Here is a 17,592-nt window from a genome sequence, read left to right as displayed (position 1 = left end):
TTCCTTTCATCTTCATCCTTTCTACTGGGTTGTTTGGTCACTGTTCAGTATAAAGGATTTGAAAGGTTTTGGGTAATGGCTTTTTCTTTTGACCCGGATTTGGTGATTTCTATTGAGCCCCAAATGGTTTTTTCAGCTGAACGCTAACAGCCTCACAAAACGCACCGTTCTATGCTCTTGTTTGCTTTGGGCTGGTCAATGGAAAGGCCTTCGGTTAACCACCGGAATTCCTGCCAGCTCAAACTCCGCATCTCGGCACAGCTGCGGGGCCATTGAAATCCTCCGCCATTCTCCATTCGCTTATACAGCAGAACAAATCCGTCTCCCTCCCACAACAGGGCCTTGATTCGATCCCGCCGTTTGCCGCAAAACAAAAACAGGCTGTTGGAAAACGGATCTAGCTCAAACTGCTGCTGTACGATCTGCGCCAATCCGTCTATTCCGCGCCGCAGGTCCGTGTATCCACAGGCCAGATAGATATGATCTACCCGGCTGATGTCACCCAGCATGCCGGATTCCCCGAATAACTACGCTGATCTGTTCTGCGCTTACACCTGCTGGAAGCTCTACCAGGATATCCTGGATATGTAAGAGGATTCGATCTGAAGTTGCAGGACCACATATATTCTGCGGTACTTCCAGCTCCTGAAATTGAATTTCAGCCTTTTCTTTGGTCAGCAGGCTATCTCTCATTTTCCGCTGCCACTTGTAAAAGCTGGACAAAGGAACGCCATGTTCTGCACACCAGACTTTGATGGGCTGGCCGCTCTGTTTTGCGGCGGCGATGGTTTGAATCCATTGTTCTTCCCGAACTGCCATTGCTCTCTTTTCCATGTTTGCCTCCTCTGCGGGGTTTCTCACCGAGGCCGTGTATTTTTAAGAGTGGTCTCAAAAATACACGCCCACTACATGGAATAATTCTCTCACTGGGAGACTGGGCTTGACAAGTACGCTATTTCGTGGGGCGCTTACTATATTTATCTGAGTTTCACAGAATTTTCTGTATTGACAATAACATTTTATATATGATACTATGAAATAAATCTTTTACCTTTTAAAGCAGCCGCTCCGCAGCTTCACCAAACCATTTTGCCGCCATCCACCCACGACAAAATCTTTTGGTGCTGTGGAGCCTTTTCTTTTCGAGAGACTTGCAGCTGGGCAACCGGTTCGCAATTCTTTATACGTACCTTGACAATTGTATCAGCCGTCCGGATAGGATATAGCGCCATGACTCCGCAGAAATGTGGGCGAGCGTGACAACGCCGCTGCAAAACAGGGGCAGGAACTTAATTCGGATTAGAACGGCAACCCCACCAAGAAGGAGACACTGTGCACTCCCTACTTTGACCGATTGGAGACCGTTTTGAAATGGAAATTTTCAAACTTACGGAAAAAGCGGAAAGCAAGTATCGACCTGTGGCCACAATTTCACAAATTGAAATTGCGTCCCACGATCTGGTCGTACTTGTTGGGGAGTGCCTTCCCCAAACCCTGCTCACATTTCGCGTTCCGCGCGATCTTCGGCTGTGCCGCCATACATAGCTCCAAAGAGGAGCTAGTCAAACAGCAAGGAGGTACAATGACCAAGCCTAGCATTCGTTCGACTAGACACAAACCCCAGCACAACGGCACACCGAGGAAAAACAAGCTCATCAAGTTCCGGGTCACAGAACAGGAGAAGCTGGAACTGGAACTCCTCTGCAAACTTCTCCGCGTCAATATGTCCACTCTCATTCGCCGTTCCCTGCTTAGTCAGCCCATCAAGCAAACCCTTGTTGTCACTGGCGGCGGAGAGGAAGCACTGAACATTCTCTCTGACCTTCTGGGGCAATGCGGCAAGATCGGCAGCAATCTGAACCAGCTTGCCCGTCACTTCAACAGCGGCGGCAAAGATTCAGAACAAATTCGGGCGCAGCTCTTGACCGAACTGTCCGCCCTCACACTCTTCCGGCTGGATGCCGAGAAAAAGATGGGAGAACTGTATGGCAACCATCAAGCATACAAGCTCGAAGAACTCCGATCTAACAGCGCCTGAACATTACCTGACCTTTCAGCACAACGAGTACACCGGCCTGCCGATTCTGGATGAGAACGGCCACCCCAAGCTACGGGAGGAGTACTTACTGGACACTCTGGAATGCGGCGGGCAGTCCTTTGCCATGGCCTGCCTACTGGCAAACCGGAAGTACGGAAAGAACTTCTCTCCCGACGATGTGAAGACTCACCAATATATCATCAGCTTCGACCCGCGGGATGCTGCGGACAATGGATTGACCCTGGAAAAAGCCCAGGCGCTTGGCCTGCAATTCTGCAAAGAAAACTTTCCGGGTCATCCCGCTATTGTCTGCTCCCACCCCGACGGACACAACGGAGCCGGGAATATCCACGTTCACATCGTCATTTGCAGCGTCCGGGTGCGAGATATCCCGCGCCAGCCCTATATGGAAAAGCCCTGCGACTGGCAGGAGGGCATGAAGCACCGCTGCACCGCCGCGATGCTCCGGCATCTGCGGGTCGAGACCATGGAGCTTTGTCAGGAGGCCGGACTCTACCAGATCGACCTGCTAAACGGCACCGGCGAACGGATTACCGAAAAGGAATATTGGGCGCAGCGGCGCGGCCAGCGCCGCCTCGACCACGCCAACCAGAAGGCAGCCGCTTCCGGCCAGCCTATCCGGCAAACCAAATTCGAAACCGAGAAGGCAACCCTTCGGAGGCAAATCCGTTCTGTTCTGACGAAGGCTACGAGTCTTGAGGAATTTTCCGCTCAGCTTTTGCAGGAGCATGGCGTCACCGTCAGTGAGAGCCGGGGGCGGTTCAGCTATCGAACTGCCGACCGGACCAAGCCCATCTCCTCCCGCAAGCTGGGGGATGATTTTTCCAAAGAAAAGGTTCTGGCCGTTCTCGCTGAAAATGCCGAGCGAAAGAAAACTGCCAGCCTTCGCCGCTCCGATCCGAACCCCGACCGCATCAGTCGTCTGATTGACATTCAGGCCAAGCTGGCCGCGGACAAGGGCGCCGGCTACGAGCACTGGGCCAAGATTTTCAATCTCAAGCAGATGGCAAAATCCCTGGCACTGTTCACCCGGTACAATCTGAACAGCGAGGAAGAACTAAACGCTCGGGTTGCTGAACTTCAGGAAAAGCGCGACGAAGCCCTCAAGGTAGTGAAAGACCTGGAGGGCCGCATCAAAGCCAACCAGGAACTAAGCCGCCATGTTTTGGCCTATGTCCAGAACAAGAAGCTTGCCCAGCAAATCAAGACAGCAAAGAACCCGGAAACCTTTCGGGAACAACACCGCGCCGAACTGACAGCTTACCAGGCGGCAGCTGCCTATTTCAAGGCCCAAAAAATTACCAAACTGCCTAGCCTGAAACAGCTCGAAGCCGAGCGCGAACAGCTGATCTCGGAAAAGGCCCGGTTCTATGAGGCGTACCGTGAAGCGAAAAAGGCGTGGATAGAACTCAGCAACGCGCAGCATAATCTGGAGTCCATGCTTCGGCAGGTCGAACGCCACCAGGTACAGGAAGGAGGGCTGCATGACACAGACATTGCACATTGACCCTGAATTCAAGGCACAGATTCCACCCCTGACCCAGGATGAACGCAAACAGCTGGAGGAAAACATTTTGGCCGAAGGCGAGCTGTTGGCTCCGATCCTTGTTTGGAACGGCACCATTGTGGACGGACACAACCGCTATGAAATTCTGCAAAGCCACCCGGAAATCCCATGCATTGTCCGTAACTTGGAGCTGGAAACAAGAGATGAAGTCCTCGTCTGGATTTGCAAACACCAACTTGGCCGCCGGAACCTGACGCCCGAACAGAAAAAGTTTCTGGTAGGTAAACAGTACGACGCTGAAAAGCAGGATGGATTTCATGGGAACCAGCACACGCTCCCAGTCCGGTCTGCTGATGCTCAAAATGAACACCAGCAAACCTCCGAGAAAACCTGTGAGCGGATCGCACGGGAAAACCATATCAGCGCCAGTGCCGTCCGCCGGGCAGCGCTGTTCGCCGCAGGTGTGGACCTCGCAGAGGAGTTGTGTCCTGGCATCCGGCAGCGGGTTCTTTCCGGCGATTTGAAAGCGCCGGACGCACTCTTTGAGCGGCTGGCCAAGGCCAGGCCGGAGGATTATGATGCCCTTCTGGAGCAGATCAAAAACCCCCAGTCCAGGGCAAAGCCTGCCGCCAAGCAGAAACCGTTTCAGCCAGAGAAAAGCTCACTAAGCGACCCGTCATTGGCACCACCCCCAGGTGAGAGCAATCCAGCCCATAAGGAAACTTCCTCTATTTACAATCAGCTTGCTGATGCTGCAGTCGCCATGCAGGAAAGCTGGGAGACTATCTTCAAACAAACGCCCACGCTTCTTACCTCATGGGAACAGAGAAAAGCGGTCCAGGCTATTCTGGAAAAGCATCTTGCGTATCTGGCTGCGTTGGGTTTTAGCCTGTCAGAAGTGCTAGGGTCAGAACAAGAACAATCGGCGTAGTTTTTCATTCTGTCCAGCTCCGTTAGGGTGGGATTGAGGTGGGCTGGTTTATACTTCCTTTAAAAACTTGGGAGAAAATGCCGGATGGGGCACATGTTTTGTGTTCCTGCTTGTAAAATTTACCGGCTTTCAAAGTATGAACGTCGGCTTTTCCACACGGGGCTTCAAAGCTTCCGATCAACTGGGTGTGTGGACCAGAACAGGAGGTGTCGTTGAATAAGAAAAAAGCTGTAAACAACTCTTGTTACCCGGACGAAGTCATCGAGCGATTGGCCCGATGTTTTTATCCGGCGATTCTGGAAAGCTTCAGTAATGAGGAAGACCAGAAAGCCTTTGCCGTATGGCAGGCAGAGCAGGCCCGCTGTTCGGCAAAAGAAAAACAGGACGTTCCCGCCGGGGAACGCCCTGCCATACATAGACAGCTTTTTTCAAGCCAGGTGCGTCCTTCGGGGCGCACCTTTATTGTAACCGCTCCATAATCCCCCGACTGTAAAAAAGTACTGACCTGTGAGAAAATAAGAGAAAGTATCAAAAGTCTTAGAAGTCTTAGAAATCTGAGAAGTCTCGCAGGGGTAAAAAATGAGCAATCAATATCAGAAATTAAAAAAGCAGCACTACCTTAGCCTGCTGCAGGAGTGCGCCCGCAGTGGAAAGAACAAGCGGGAGTGGTGCGCACAGGCCGGCGTGAAATATTCAACCCTCATGAGATGGCAGGGGCTGCTGCGGGATGAACTGGCAGGAGAAATTCTTTCGGGCCAGGAAATTGTTCCGGTACAGATCCAAAAGTCAGGTGAAGAAGTACTTGCTTCCAAATCGTCTGCAGACTGCTGTGCAGACGAGGCAGGGACATCTGGTATTTGCATCGAAAAGGGAGAAGTTCGCATTTATCTGCCGGCAGATGTACCCATAGAATACCTGGTCAAGCTGGTGAAAGGGCTGGCTTAAGATGCTGGGAGATATCCGACAGGCCAAGAACGTGTATATTGTCTGTGGCTACACCGATATGCGCAAGGGACTGAACAGCCTGGTCCCTTTTGTGCAGCAGAACTTTGGGATAGATCCCTATTCCAGCAGCCTGTTTCTGTTCTGCGGCAAACGCTGTGACCGGCTGAAGGCGCTGCTGTGGGAACCAGACGGCTTTGTATTGCTGTACAAGCGGCTGGACAATGGCCGTTACCAATGGCCGCGGAATGCCCAGGAAGTAAAGCCGCTGACCTGGGAGCAGTTCACCTGGCTCATGCAGGGGCTGAATATTGAGCAGCCCAGGGCGATCCGTCCCGGACGCCCGAAAGAGCTGGTATAATCCACCAGGGAAGCCGTTTTCGGGGAATATTCTGCCTGAAAAGCGGCGGTTTTCCACAAGAAATTTCTCATCCAGGAATGCGTCTTTTCCTGGTGTTCAGGCACTTTTTTCGGTATAATGGAAACAGAAAATCCACCCGTAAGGAGAACCGCCATGAATCTGGATACCCAAAATCTTCCGCCGGAAGTGGCGGCGTATATCCGGTCACTGGAGCAAGAGAAACAGCGGCTGGAGCAGGAGAAGCAGTTACTGGAAAAACAGCTGGTGAAGATGCAGTCCCTGAATGAACAGCTGGTTCAGATGCGCAAACGGATGTTTGGGCAATCCAGTGAGCAGATTCAGTATGTGGACGCTCAACAGTTGGACTTCTTCAATGAAGCGGAAGCCTGCAGCGATGCATCTGCTCCGGAACCGGGAAAAACGACCCCGGTGAAGGCCCATGCCCGGAAAGCGAAACGGACCAAAGAAGAACTGACAGAAGGCTTGGAACACAAGAAGGTAGTCTGTGAGCTGCCGGAGCAGGAACAGATTTGCGCCAAGTGCGGCAGCACCATGGTACGGATTGGAGAAAAGTTTGTCCGGTCTGAACTGGTGATTGTGCCGGCCCAGGTGTATGTGGTGGATTACTATGCCGCCAGCTACAAATGTGCGCACTGTGAAGCCCAGACTGGGGAGAGCTATATCCGGCAGGCCGAAGCTCCTGTTCCAGTGATGAAGAAAAGCATGGCGGCTCCCTCCACGGTAGCCTATATCATGCAGGAGAAGTTCCAGAACGGAGTTCCGCTGTATCGCCAGGAGGCTTACTGGAAGGGGCAGGGTGTGGATCTTCGGCGCAATACCATGGCCAACTGGGTAATCCGCAGTGCCCGTTGGTTCAAGCCCCTGTATGAGCAGCTTCGCAGGGAGCTGCTGCGGCAGGACATTGTGAATGTGGACGAGACCCGCGTCCATGTCCTGAAAGAGGATGGCCGGGAATCCAGTCAGATGTCCCAGATGTGGGTGTTCTGTTCTGCCGAAAAGAAAATTGCACTGTACCAGTACAGTCCCAGCCGTTCAGGCCGGGTAGCCAAAGAGATGCTGCAGGGCTTCTCCGGCTATACCCAGACCGACGGCTATTCGGGTTACAATTGTCTGGATTCCGTGACCCATGTGGGCTGTTGGGCTCACGCAAGACGCAAGTGGGTGGAATGCTTTGTGGACGGCAAGCCGGTACAGGGAAGCCGATCCGAGGCAGCTTTTCATCTGATTGAGGAGATGTTCTCCCTGGAGCAGGCCTGGAAAGACCAATCGCCAGAGGCCCGCTTTACGCAGCGGCAGGAAAAACTCCGGCCGCTGTTGAACAGTTACTGGGAACTGCTGGACAGCTTCGAGGCGGCAGAAGGCACTGCGCTGAGCAAGGCCAAAGCCTACTCTCTCAACCAGAAGCAAGCGCTGAGCGCCGTGCTTCTGGACGGCCGCCTGGAACTGACCAATAACCTTGCCGAACGCACGGTGAAGCCTTTCGTGATGGCGCGCAAGAATTTTCTGTTCTGCGACACCGCAAAGGGTGCCGATGCCAGTGCCCTATGTTTCAGTGTGATCGAGACAGCCAAGCACAATGGTCTGGATCCCTTTGGTTACCTACTGTTCCTGCTGCAGGAGCTGCCCAAACTGGGCGAAAATCCTACCGAGGAACAACTGGTTCCGCTGCTCCCCTGGGCTGAAAGCCTTCCCGAGTATTGCAAACTCAAATAATTTTAACCGATTTGAGATCCTTATGGGAGCTCTTTTCTTTATCCCTCACGGGGGATTATGGAGCGCTTACCCTTTATTTTAATGAACTTTTTGTTTTTATCAAAAGATCAGAAATAAATTCCTTATATTCCAAGAGTTCTTTGTCTTTTGGGTTGACAAAAAGCGCATATAAGATTTTACCCTGTAAATGATTCAAGTAATTCTTTTGGCTGATCTGACAAAAAGTCAAGTGTGAATCCAAACCATATTTTTTTATATAATAGACTTCCTGTCGAATCTTTTTTCTATACTGTTTGGCTGTTTGGATCTTTTTATTTACAACAATTCCAGTTACTTCCTGACGTGTATTTTGTCGTGCAACTCGAGTCTTCTTTGTGTTAGGATACAAATGATTCTTTAGAAGTAAACCCGATACAGTCCGAATTAATTCTTTAACATTTCCATCTCCAGAAAATGTCAAATCATCTGCATAACGCGTATATCTCCAACCATTTTCAAGTGCATAAGTGCCTACTTCACTGTCGAAATTTCTCATTCTTAGGTTAGAAAGATATGGACTCGTTGGAGCTCCTTGAGGCAATTCTCCATTTAAGCAGCACAAATGAGCAAGAAACCAAGAGACGTTTTCTATATAACCAAGATTTACAAAAATTTTAAAGACATCCTCTATTTTAATTGAAGGAAAAAAGTCTTTAACATCCATTGAAACTAAAACTTTCTGCTCTCTATGAAAGCGTGCATTGCTTTTTATACTTTGATTTTTTACATAAGCTTTAGCATATTTGCTAACCGAGGTGTAATTTAATATATTCGTTAAAATCCAATTTTGTACAGCTTTTAAATCTGGTAGCGGTTCTGCGATTTCACGCATTCCACCACTTTTTTTGGATATTTGAAATCTTCTGTAAAAATATTCTGTTCCATAGGCCATTTGACATAAATAGAGAAGATCTATCCCAACGAAACTTGCTAAACTTGCAGCATCTACAATAACAGGTAGATTCTGCTTCACCAATTTTTCGGCGTACGATAGATAACTCCTTAGTTCAATATCACGAATCCTATCAACTCTGGCTTTTTGTATCGCTTGGGTTTTAAATTTATCCCAATCCATCATATAATCCTCATTTAAGTCAAACGCTTAGAAGTACTCCATGCTACTTTAAAATGTCCTCCGGTTACCATGTGTCAAACATGGTAACCGACTGAGCAAGAGTGTAAACTCTTGCGAAGCATCAGGGATTCAAAGGAAAAGCTCCGTCTTTTGCTTTGAATCCCTGAGGGCTCGAAAAGGGGTTCTTCAAAGAATGACGACTCGCCATTCATTATATTCTTACAGAATATAGTTCTAGCATGGAGCACTTCAAAACGCTTGACCAAGATTTGATGTTATTTTTTCTTTCTAAAAATAATGGAATTTCTATCTACAGGTTTTCTATAATTTTTTCCTTGAGGTACAATCCAAAAACCGCTTCCGGCAGAATGGGTTTTATTTATTTTTTCAATGTATTCTTTTCCTGTATTTGTGACTCTGATCTTATTATTCACAAGTTCCAGAAATCCCATATCTTCTGCATCACTGATTGCATTTGCAATTTGGGCATAAGTATATCCCTGCTCTCTCAAGCTAGTAAGACTTGCATTGCCTTGTGCCAAAATAATGATATTAACCAAAAGTCTAGCATTCATACCAATTACCTACTATCGAGGAAACGGGACCGTCCTTCTGTTCTTATTAGTAAACCAATATACAGGAAAGGTATTGTTGGGAGTATGCTCTAATTTGACGAGCGCCTCACTTTTCTCATAGCCAAAGCGAAATTCATCTTTAATATTAATAGATTCTTCAATTTCAGTCATTACTTGAGTATTTTTCTCTGAATTGGGATAATCAGTAATTTGTCTTTTCATTTGCATAGTTGAAAAAACACTTACAGCTTCATCGGCGCATTTTTTCAGTCCCTGCTCTTGTGATACCAAAGCCAGAAAAGTGATTTTTTCTTTTGGGATCCCCCAACTCTCCAGATTATGCAAGCAATCCAAAACGGTATTTCCAGATCCAATATAGTCATCTATAGGACATATAAATATATCTGGATCGCTATACATTTTTTTCAGTTGCATAGTAGTATTATTTTCTATAATAGCTGTAACACCTTCTAAACAACTGATGACACATTTTTCTTTATATTGTTTTTGGAGCTTTGGCAAATGAGCTTTTACTAAATAATACAGAAAATGTCCACTTTTTACATCATTCACATTATCAGACGGGAGTAATGGAAGAATGGTAAATGTAAGTTTTCTTACAGTAGCACCAATTTTTGCTTTAACCATCTGATCAAATGCTGTCACAAACATTTGATAATAATCATTCGCGGTAATCCAACAAAAACGTTTGGATAGCTGTAAGATCAACTCTTTTTGTGCTTCGTTGGCCAAGTTGGCGATCATTGTACAGAAGTCATCAAATTCACCGGATTCCAATGGCCAACCTTTCTCTTCAAATAAACGTTGTACACGTGCAACATCTTCTACGGTTGCAGATTTTTCCTTTAAAGTATTACTGGCTTTCTTTTTTATTGAACGATTTTGCATATTAACATTATTTTGGTTGAACTTTTCACTACATTATCAACTATATTATAATACAGTTTGAATTAATAATAAAGTCTAAATTTTCACTTTGAGAAAATTCTTCTATGTAAAAAGCTTCTCCTTACATTTACAATCATCGAGCGAAAGCTGCGGGAATTTGTCTTTTTTGGTGATCTTCATACTGGAAAAAATAGAACTTCAACAATATGGTCTACTGAGATGGTGATGTTTTTCACTATACTAGCCTCTTTGAATAGCTTCCTCCCTTGTAAGCACTAGAGGTATGGTGTGCAGGGATTGACTATTCGCGCCGCCCAGTGCATCCCAATGGGGAACACCTGCACAGGCGCAAAACAACCCAAATTAGAAGAAACAAGATAGCCTCCGGCAGCTTCACAAAAGGAGGCCGTAGGAGATTGTTTATCATACGCCTAAGACCGCTCTGCTTCATGATCCTAAAAAAATCAAAAACCCGAACCCTTCTCCCACAGGAAAAAGGTTCGGATTTTGTTTCTTTGGTGCGGATAAGAGGACTTGAACCTCCACCGAGTTGCCCCGATTAGAACCTGAATCTAACGCGTCTGCCAATTCCGCCATATCCGCATATTTCGTTGTCGTTCCGTTTGCGTTTTGTGTTCGCGTCGCTCGGAACATTTGTCATTATACCACGGGCAAGGAAAATGTCAAGCACTTTTTTCAAGTTTTTTAAAACAAAATACAGCGCCCGAGAAAGGAGGAAAACTCGGGCGCTGTCTGTATGAAAGCTCCTGTGGGTGTAGGAGAGGGTTGGTAGTCTGTCCGCCGTCCGGCGATTGCCTGGCATGGACGGGGGAACAGGAAATCATTTGATCCCGCGGGGCTCCCCGGCTGGGCGGGCCCTCGGCGGGCGGGAGTGTGCTTTGCAATCCATGTTGGGGTTGTTTGGCCTGCTTCCCTGACTGCACCCTTATTGTACCGGAAATATGTGGCAGTTTTTTGTTGTGAATTTGAACGAATTGCAAAATCATACCCCGCATCTCACTTCCATGATATGCGGGGCAGGATCTGTCCTATACGTTTTTCTTTTTTTACGATACGCCGAAGAAAGCCCGGGCGATGTCGGCGCTCTGCTTGGCGTCTTTGGCGTACCAGTCGGCGCCGATCTGTTTGGCGTAGCTCTCGGTGAGGACGGCGCCCCCTACCATCACCTTGCAGTCGAGGCCCGCCGCGTGGAGCGCCGCGATGGTCTCTTCCATGCTCTTTAAAGTGGTGGTCATCAGGGCCGAGAGGCCCACCAGATGGATCTCTTTCTCCCGGGCGGTTTCCACCACCGCTTCCACCGGCACATCCCGGCCCAGGTCGATCACCTCGAAGCCGTAATTCTCCAGGATCACCCGGACGATGTTCTTGCCGATGTCGTGGACATCCCCCTTGACGGTGGCCAGGAGGATCCGGCCTTTGCTCCCGCCTGCGGCGCCGTTTTTGGCGATGGCGGTCTTGATCTCCTCAAAGGCGCTCTGGGCCGCGCTGGCGGCCTGGAGCAGCTGGGGCAAAAAGAGGGTCCCTTTCTCGTACTTGGCCCCCACCACGTCCAGGGCAGGGATCAGCGCCTCGTCCACCACTGCCAGAGGCTCCTTCTCGGCCAGCAGGGCCCGGGTCTGGGCCGCGGCCTCCCCTTTCAGGCCCTGCTCCACCGCCTTCATCAGGGGGGCATAGATTCCCCCGGGCTCTGCCCCTTCCGCCGGGGCGGGGGCAGACGGGGCTGCGGCGGCCGCCGCCTGGGGCAGGGTCCGGCCCGCATACCGGGCAATGTAGGCCGCGCTCTGCTTGTCCCGATTGGTCAGGACGTTATAGGCGTAGACCGCCGCCATCATCTCCTCGCTGGCGGGGTTCATAATGGCCAGGTCCAGCCCGGCGGACATGGCCATGGTAAGGAATGTGGTGTTCAGGTAGGGGCGGCAGGGCAGCCCGAAGCTGATGTTGGAGACCCCCAGCACCGTCCGCACCCCGAGAGTCTCTTTGCACTCTCGCAGGGCCTGGACGGTGGCCAGAACGTCCTCCTGCTGGGCACTGGCGGTCAAGGTCAGGCAGTCGATATAGATGTCCTCCCGGGGGATGCCGGCTTCTAGGGCCGCATCCCGAATCCGGCGGGCGATCTCCACCCGGCGGGCGGCCTCCTTGGGGATGCCGTTCTCGTCCAGGGTCAGGCCCACCACCGCCGCGCCGTATTTTTTGCAGAGGGGGAGAATCTTTTCCAGCACCGCCCGCTCCCCGTTCACCGAGTTGACGATGGGTTTGCCGTTGTAGACCCGCAGGCCCCGGGCCAGGGCCTCGGGGTTCGAGCTGTCCAGCTGCAAGGGCAGGCTGACCACGCTCTGGATGGCCTTGATGGCCCGGGCCATGACTGCGGGCTCGTCCACCCCGGGGACGCCCACGTTCACATCCAGCACCGCCGCGCCGCTCTCGGCCTGGCTGACCGCCACTTCCAAAAGGTAATTCATGTCCCCCTCCCGGACGGCCTGCTGGAACCGCTTTTTGCCGGTGGGGTTGATCCGCTCCCCTACTACCGTGATCCCGTCCACCGTGACGCAGTCCACCGGGGTGCAGAGCACCGAGGGCATGGGGTGAGCCTCCCGGCCCGGCTGGCAGCCCGCAAAGACCGAGTTCAAAAGCCGGATATAGTCGGGGGTGGTGCCGCAGCACCCCCCCGCCGCAAAGAGCCCCAGGGCCCGGTAGGGCTTCATCTGATGGGCGAAGAGCTGGGGGGTGACGTCGTAGCCGCTGCCGTCGGCCCGGGGCAGCCCGGCGTTGGGTTTGACAAACACCGGGTAATCCCCCGGCAGAGCGGCCGCCAGCCGCTGGGCCATGGGGAAAATCTCCTTGGGCCCCAAACTGCAGTTGATGCCCAGGGCGTCCGCCCCGAGGCCCCGGGCGGTAGCGGCGAAACTCTCCACCGTGCAGCCGGTGAAGGTCCGTCCCCCGGCCTCGAAGCTCATGCTGGCCAGGATGGGCAGATCACAGTTCTCCTTGCAGGCCAGGAGGGCGGCTTTCAGCTCATAGAGATCGGTGAAGGTCTCGAAAAAAACCAGATCCGCCCCGGCGGCCACGCCGGCCCGGACGATCCGGGCGTATTCCTCCACCGCATCCTCAAAGGCCAGGGTTCCGGAGGGTTCCAGCAGTTCCCCCAGAGGGCCCACATCCAGGGCCACCAGGGCGCCATAGGGCGCCGCCGCCCGCTTGGCGCAGCCGATGCCCGCGGCGATGACCTGTTCCACCGTATAGCCGGTGCCCGCCAGCTTATGGGCCGAGGCGCCGAAGGTGTTGGCGTTGAGGATGGCGCTGCCCGCCGCCGCATACCGGGCGTGGATGCTCTCGATCAGGGCGGGGTCTTTCAAGTTGAGGGCCTCGGGTTTCTCCCCCAGGGCCAGCCCCGCCGCCTGGAGCATGGTGCCCATGCCGCCGTCCAGCAGGAGGGTATTGTCTTGTTTGAATAAATCTTCAGCCTTCACAGGTCTGTCCTCTCTTTCGGTATTCGCATTTTTCCCGCAGGGCGCACTGGCCGCACCCGGCCCGCCAGCCGGTGACCGGCTGTTCACTCAGGCCCAACACGGCGGTGACGCTCTTGCGGGGGGTCATCAAAAAGCTGTCGGTGACGCAGAGTCCGATCCGCCGGGGGGTGTCCAGCAGCCGGGCCAGTTCGGGCTGGACCTGGATGGGCCAGTCCCCGTACCCCGGCGAAAACCGCCCGGTGAGATAGAGACTCTCCCCCGCCGCCAGCTGCCGCAGGGCCGCCTCGGCGGCGTCGCAGACCTGTTCCGCCAGGGCGCTGGCCAGGGCGTCCGCCGCCACCCCGGCGGCGATGTCCCCCACCCCCAGCCGGCGGATGGCTTCATCCACCCCGGCCCCCAGGGTGACGGCCAGCAGAACGCACTCTCCGCAGCCGGCCAGATGCTTCTCGGCGTCTTTGCCCCGAATCAGGCCGGAGAGCGATTCCCGCCCGGCCCGCAGCCAGACCGCCCGGGGGGCGGCGGCTTTCAGCAAAGGCCCGGCGCACCGCTCCAAGAGAGCCAGTGTGCCGGGGTCGGGCTGGCCCCGGGCCCCGAAATACCGGGCCGCCTCCACCAGGTCGATCTGTGCCGGGAGTTCCACCCCCAGCGGGCAAGGGATATTCTTCTGCATACCGCACCCCCTTTTTGTAATGGTTTCCATTATACAGCGGGGAGGACCGGAAATCAATTTTCCGTTTTTCCCCACAGCCGAAAAAATCCCCCCGGCGGGGGCCGGAGGGATTTTAGACCTTATTTCAGGCAGGTACCGCAGGGGCTGTACCCCTCGGCGATGGCCTGGTCATAACTCGAGAAAAGAATCTGGTTCTGCTCGGCGGGCAGGTTCGGGCAGGTGGGCAGATGGAACTTCTTGGAGTTTACATTGCCGATGTAAGTGGTCTCGGCCGGGGTACTCGCGGCCATCTGGCCGCTGCCGTCGGTGAGGGTGGGGTTCTGCTGTTCGGTGGGCACATAATGCTCGCTGCCCACGGTGTAGTTGGTCCCGTCGCTGGCGATGGTGATGGTGCCCATCAGGTCGGTGCGGTAAACGTCCACCCCGGCGTCCCGCAGACGGCTCAGGGCCGCCTCGTGGGGGTGGCCGTAGCTGTTGCCGGTCCCCACCGAGATCACGCCCATCTCGGGCAGGACCTCATTCAAAAAGACATAGCTGGTGGAAGTCTCGGAGCCGTGGTGCCCCACCTGTAAGACGTCCACATCCAGGTTGGCCCCGCTCTCGACCAGGTCTTTCTCCGCGTCCGACTCCATGTCGCCGGTGAGGAGGAAACTGGTCTGGCCGTAGTCAATCCGCAGCACCAGGGAGGTGTCGTTGGTGTCGTCGTACTGGGCCACCGGGCCGAGAAGCTGGACGGTGGCCCCGCCCAGAGCCCAGGTGGTGCCCACGGCGGGCACTTCTATCGCGAGGCCCTGCTGCTGGGTGTACTTGACGAAATCGGAGAAGCATTTGGTGTCCGCCGAGGTCACCGGGGCGTAGACATGCCCCGCCGGGATGGCCGCCAGCGCCGCCGCCAGGCCCCCCACATGGTCCTCGTGGGCGTGGCTGCAAAAGACGTATTCCAGCCGCTCCACCCCCTGGTTCTGGAGGTAGGAGACCACGAGGCTGCCGTCGTCCACGTTGCCGCCGTCGTAGAGCATGCTCACCCCGTCGCAGGTGACCAGGACGCTGAGGGCCTGGCCCACGTCGATGAAGTGCATCTCAAAATTCCCCGAGACCTCGGTCCCGGTGACGGGGGCGCTGGGGGTGTTCTGGCCCGCCAGATCCCCCACGGCCCCCGCCAGGTCGGAACAGCCGCCAAGGCTCAGGGCCAGCACAAAGGAAAGGGCCAGGGCCGCCAGCCGGGCCCAAAGCCCGGGGCGGGTTACTTTTTCTTTTTGGAATTCCATGCTTTTGCGTTCTCCTTCCCGGGGGCAGCGGGGCCGCCCTCGGCTTTTTTCTTGATGGGTTTGGTCCGGGGCGCAAACCGTGCCCCCGGGGCCACCGCCGGGGCGGCGGGCTTTTTCCCCTTTTGGCCGTGGCGGACGGTGTAGCTGCCGTCGGGATGGATGGTCACCTCGGGGCTCTCCCCTGCCCGCTTGGCGCTCCGCTGGACGGCCCGGCGGCCCTCGGCGGGCACCAGCAGGGGGATCAGGTCCTCCCGGTGGGTCATCTTGAGGGCCTTCACCACCTTTTCGGCGTTCCGGGGCTCGTAGTACTGGAGCAGCGCCCGCTGGAGGGCTTTGCCCTCGGCGGTCTTTTCCACAAACACCGGCTTGAGGGTGTAGGGGTCGAGGCCGGTGTAGAACATACAGGTGCTGACGGTGCCGGGGGTGGGGTAAAAGTCCTGGACCTGCTCGGGCCGCATGTGGTTTTTGTAGAGGTACTCGGCCAGATAGACCGCGTCCTTGAGGGTGCTGCCCGGGTGGCTGGACATGAGGTAGGGCACCAGGTATTGCTTTTTGCCCGCCTTCTTGCTCAGCTCGTAGAACTTATCCTTGAACTTGTTAAAGACCTCGATGGGGGGTTTGCCCATATAGGCCAGGGTGTTGGGGGCGCAGTGCTCGGGGGCCACCTTCAGCTGGCCCGAGACGTGGTGCTCCACCAGCTCTTTGAAGAAGGTCTCGTCGGGGTCGGCCATCAGGTAGTCAAACCGGATGCCGCTGCGGACGAACACCTTTTTGACCCCGGGCAGCTGGCGCACCCGGCGGAGGATGTTCAGATAATCGCTGTGGTCCACGATCAGGTGGGGGCAGGCCTGGGGCGCCAGGCAGTGCTTGCCGCCGGTGCACATTCCCTTGAGCATCTGTTCCCGGCAGGAGGGGAACCGGAAGTTTGCCGTCGGGCCGCCGATGTCGTGGATATAGCCCTTGAAATCGGGCTCGTGGGTCATCCGCTCGGCCTCGGCCACAATGCTGTCGGCGCTGCGGCTGGTGACCCGGCGGCCCTGGTGGAGCTGGATGGCGCAGAAGTTGCAGCCGCCGAAGCACCCACGGTTCTGGATGATGGAGAACTGCACCTCCCGGATGGCGGGCACGCCCCCCATGGCCTCATAGATGGGGTGATACCGCCGGGTGTAGGGCAGGGCGTAAACTTTATCCAGCTCCCACCGCACCAGGGGTTTGGCGGGCAGGTTCTGGACGAGATATTTCTCGCTCTGTTTCTGGACGATGATCTGGCCGCTGACCACATCCTGGTTGTCCATCTGGATCCGGCAGGCCTTGGCGTAGGCCACTTTATCCGAGGCGACCTTTTTGTACCCCGCGCACTCCACATACCGGGCGGGCAGGTGGTCGAAATCGGTCATGTAGCAGGTGCCGTTCACGTCGGTGATGGTCTCGATGGATTCCCCGGCGGCCAGGCGGCGGGCGATCTCCACCGTCTGGTGCTCTCCCATGCCGAAGCTGATGAGGTCCGCCCCCGAGTCCTCAGCGATGCTGGGCAGGACGGTGTCCAGCCAGTAGTCGTAGTGGGCGAACCGCCGCAGGGAGGCTTCCAGCCCGCCCAGGATCACCGGCAGGTCGGGGTAGGCCTCTTTGGCCAGTTTGGTGTAGACGGTGGCGCTCCGGTCGGGGCGGGCCCCCGCCTTGCCGCCGGGGGAATATTCGTCCTCGGCCCGGGCGATCTTGGCCACCGAGTAGTGGCTGACCATGCTGTCCACGTTGCCGCCGCCGATGAAAAAGCCGTATTTGGGTTTGCCGAACCGCTTGAAGTCCTCGCAGTCGGTATACCGGGGCTGGGCCAGCACCCCCACCCGGTAGCCCTCGGCCTCCAAAAGGCGGCTGATGATGGCGGTGCCGAAGCTGGGGTGGTCCACATAGGCGTCGCCGCCCACCACCACGAAATCCAGCTCGTCCCAGCCCCGCCGGGCCATATCCTCCCGGCAGATGGGCAGAAACTCGGTGTATGCTGTGCAGGTCGTTTTATTCATAGCATTGATCCTT

At 54.5% G+C, this 17,592-nt stretch carries 16 protein-coding genes and 1 tRNA gene; 7 read left to right on the top strand and 10 right to left on the bottom strand.

Annotated features, from left to right (window positions below; all coding sequences use genetic code 11):
- Positions 1 to 152: 152 nt before the first annotated feature.
- Complete coding sequence (gene tnpB / locus JCM17207_RS06525; RefSeq protein WP_282449875.1) at positions 153 to 509, bottom strand: IS66 family insertion sequence element accessory protein TnpB; 357 nt, start codon at positions 507 to 509, stop codon at positions 153 to 155.
- The gene (tnpA, locus tag JCM17207_RS06520) at positions 499 to 834 is read right to left on the bottom strand and encodes an IS66 family insertion sequence element accessory protein TnpA (protein WP_238316813.1); all 336 of its coding nucleotides are present in this window, start codon (positions 832 to 834) and stop codon (positions 499 to 501) included. The genes tnpB (JCM17207_RS06525) and tnpA (JCM17207_RS06520) overlap by 11 nt, the downstream gene beginning before the upstream one ends.
- Before the next feature lie 748 nt (positions 835 to 1,582).
- Between tnpA (JCM17207_RS06520) and JCM17207_RS06515 the strand changes: the two genes are divergently transcribed.
- The 7 genes from JCM17207_RS06515 (at position 1,583) to tnpC (ending at position 7,534) form a co-directional block, all read left to right on the top strand.
- Positions 1,583 to 2,038, top strand: a complete 456-nt coding sequence (locus JCM17207_RS06515) for a plasmid mobilization protein (protein WP_238316812.1) — start codon at positions 1,583 to 1,585, stop codon at positions 2,036 to 2,038.
- Complete coding sequence (locus tag JCM17207_RS06510; RefSeq protein ID WP_238316811.1) at positions 1,986 to 3,566, top strand: relaxase/mobilization nuclease domain-containing protein; 1,581 nt, start codon at positions 1,986 to 1,988, stop codon at positions 3,564 to 3,566. The genes JCM17207_RS06515 and JCM17207_RS06510 overlap by 53 nt, the downstream gene beginning before the upstream one ends.
- On the top strand, positions 3,544 to 4,497 hold the full coding sequence (locus JCM17207_RS06505; RefSeq protein WP_238316810.1) for a ParB N-terminal domain-containing protein: 954 nt from the start codon (positions 3,544 to 3,546) through the stop codon (positions 4,495 to 4,497). The genes JCM17207_RS06510 and JCM17207_RS06505 overlap by 23 nt, the downstream gene beginning before the upstream one ends.
- A 206-nt stretch (positions 4,498 to 4,703) precedes the next feature.
- Positions 4,704 to 4,976, top strand: a complete 273-nt coding sequence (locus JCM17207_RS06500) for a transposase (protein WP_238316809.1) — start codon at positions 4,704 to 4,706, stop codon at positions 4,974 to 4,976.
- Positions 4,977 to 5,076: 100 nt separating this feature from the next.
- A complete protein-coding gene (gene tnpA / locus JCM17207_RS06495) occupies positions 5,077 to 5,442 on the top strand; it encodes an IS66 family insertion sequence element accessory protein TnpA (RefSeq protein WP_238316808.1) in 366 nt (121 codons plus the stop codon).
- Position 5,443: 1 nt separating this feature from the next.
- Positions 5,444 to 5,800 carry an IS66 family insertion sequence element accessory protein TnpB gene (gene tnpB / locus JCM17207_RS06490; protein ID WP_238316807.1) on the top strand — a complete coding sequence of 119 codons (357 nt, stop codon included), beginning with the start codon at positions 5,444 to 5,446 and terminating at the stop codon, positions 5,798 to 5,800.
- 153 nt (positions 5,801 to 5,953) lie between these two features.
- Entirely contained in the window at positions 5,954 to 7,534 is a 1,581-nt protein-coding gene (tnpC, locus tag JCM17207_RS06485) for an IS66 family transposase (protein WP_238316806.1), read from the top strand.
- 73 nt (positions 7,535 to 7,607) lie between these two features.
- Here the strand turns inward: tnpC and JCM17207_RS06480 are convergent, their stop codons facing one another.
- From JCM17207_RS06480 to JCM17207_RS06445, 8 genes are all read right to left on the bottom strand, one after another.
- Positions 7,608 to 8,651 (bottom strand): retron St85 family RNA-directed DNA polymerase, encoded by a 1,044-nt coding sequence (locus tag JCM17207_RS06480; protein WP_238316805.1) that lies wholly within the window; start codon positions 8,649 to 8,651, stop codon positions 7,608 to 7,610.
- A 272-nt stretch (positions 8,652 to 8,923) separates the two neighbouring features.
- On the bottom strand, positions 8,924 to 9,223 hold the full coding sequence (locus JCM17207_RS06475) for a hypothetical protein (protein ID WP_238316804.1): 300 nt from the start codon (positions 9,221 to 9,223) through the stop codon (positions 8,924 to 8,926).
- Positions 9,224 to 9,235: 12 nt separating this feature from the next.
- On the bottom strand, positions 9,236 to 10,132 hold the full coding sequence (locus tag JCM17207_RS06470) for a phosphoribosyltransferase-like protein (protein ID WP_238316803.1): 897 nt from the start codon (positions 10,130 to 10,132) through the stop codon (positions 9,236 to 9,238).
- Positions 10,133 to 10,648: 516 nt separating this feature from the next.
- Positions 10,649 to 10,735 (bottom strand) — tRNA-Leu (locus tag JCM17207_RS06465).
- Positions 10,736 to 11,199: 464 nt separating this feature from the next.
- Positions 11,200 to 13,620, bottom strand: a complete 2,421-nt coding sequence (locus tag JCM17207_RS06460; RefSeq protein WP_282449873.1) for a homocysteine S-methyltransferase family protein — start codon at positions 13,618 to 13,620, stop codon at positions 11,200 to 11,202.
- Entirely contained in the window at positions 13,610 to 14,290 is a 681-nt protein-coding gene (locus tag JCM17207_RS06455) for a vitamin B12 dependent-methionine synthase activation domain-containing protein (protein WP_238316802.1), read from the bottom strand. The genes JCM17207_RS06460 and JCM17207_RS06455 overlap by 11 nt, the downstream gene beginning before the upstream one ends.
- Positions 14,291 to 14,409: 119 nt before the next feature.
- Positions 14,410 to 15,558, bottom strand: coding sequence for a ComEC/Rec2 family competence protein (locus JCM17207_RS06450; protein WP_238316801.1), 1,149 nt, complete (start codon positions 15,556 to 15,558; stop codon positions 14,410 to 14,412).
- On the bottom strand, positions 15,534 to 17,579 hold the full coding sequence (locus JCM17207_RS06445) for a YgiQ family radical SAM protein (protein WP_238316800.1): 2,046 nt from the start codon (positions 17,577 to 17,579) through the stop codon (positions 15,534 to 15,536). The genes JCM17207_RS06450 and JCM17207_RS06445 overlap by 25 nt, the downstream gene beginning before the upstream one ends.
- Positions 17,580 to 17,592 lie beyond the last annotated feature (13 nt).

Origin of the sequence: Faecalibacterium gallinarum (genome assembly GCF_022180365.1) — a bacterium.
Taxonomy (GTDB): Bacteria; Bacillota; Clostridia; order Oscillospirales; family Ruminococcaceae; genus Faecalibacterium; species Faecalibacterium gallinarum.
The sequence above is the reverse complement of the archived record's forward strand: the minus strand, read 5'-3'. Positions and strand labels throughout refer to the sequence as shown.

Excerpts from the sequence above, each read along its gene's own strand:
- tnpC (WP_238316806.1), top strand. The coding sequence starts at position 5,954 with ATGAATCTGGATACCCAAAATCTTCCGCCGGAAGTGGCGGCGTATATC.
- JCM17207_RS06470 (WP_238316803.1), bottom strand. The coding sequence starts at position 10,132 with ATGCAAAATCGTTCAATAAAAAAGAAAGCCAGTAATACTTTAAAGGAA.
- JCM17207_RS06505 (WP_238316810.1), top strand. The coding sequence starts at position 3,544 with ATGACACAGACATTGCACATTGACCCTGAATTCAAGGCACAGATTCCA.
- tnpA (WP_238316813.1), bottom strand. The coding sequence starts at position 834 with ATGGAAAAGAGAGCAATGGCAGTTCGGGAAGAACAATGGATTCAAACC.
- JCM17207_RS06480 (WP_238316805.1), bottom strand. The coding sequence starts at position 8,651 with ATGATGGATTGGGATAAATTTAAAACCCAAGCGATACAAAAAGCCAGA.
- JCM17207_RS06510 (WP_238316811.1), top strand. The coding sequence starts at position 1,986 with ATGGCAACCATCAAGCATACAAGCTCGAAGAACTCCGATCTAACAGCG.
- JCM17207_RS06455 (WP_238316802.1), bottom strand. The coding sequence starts at position 14,290 with ATGCAGAAGAATATCCCTTGCCCGCTGGGGGTGGAACTCCCGGCACAG.
- JCM17207_RS06475 (WP_238316804.1), bottom strand. The coding sequence starts at position 9,223 with ATGAATGCTAGACTTTTGGTTAATATCATTATTTTGGCACAAGGCAAT.
- tnpA (WP_238316808.1), top strand. The coding sequence starts at position 5,077 with ATGAGCAATCAATATCAGAAATTAAAAAAGCAGCACTACCTTAGCCTG.
- tnpB (WP_238316807.1), top strand. The coding sequence starts at position 5,444 with ATGCTGGGAGATATCCGACAGGCCAAGAACGTGTATATTGTCTGTGGC.
- JCM17207_RS06445 (WP_238316800.1), bottom strand. The coding sequence starts at position 17,579 with ATGAATAAAACGACCTGCACAGCATACACCGAGTTTCTGCCCATCTGC.
- JCM17207_RS06450 (WP_238316801.1), bottom strand. The coding sequence starts at position 15,558 with ATGGAATTCCAAAAAGAAAAAGTAACCCGCCCCGGGCTTTGGGCCCGG.
- JCM17207_RS06515 (WP_238316812.1), top strand. The coding sequence starts at position 1,583 with ATGACCAAGCCTAGCATTCGTTCGACTAGACACAAACCCCAGCACAAC.
- tnpB (WP_282449875.1), bottom strand. The coding sequence starts at position 509 with ATGCTGGGTGACATCAGCCGGGTAGATCATATCTATCTGGCCTGTGGA.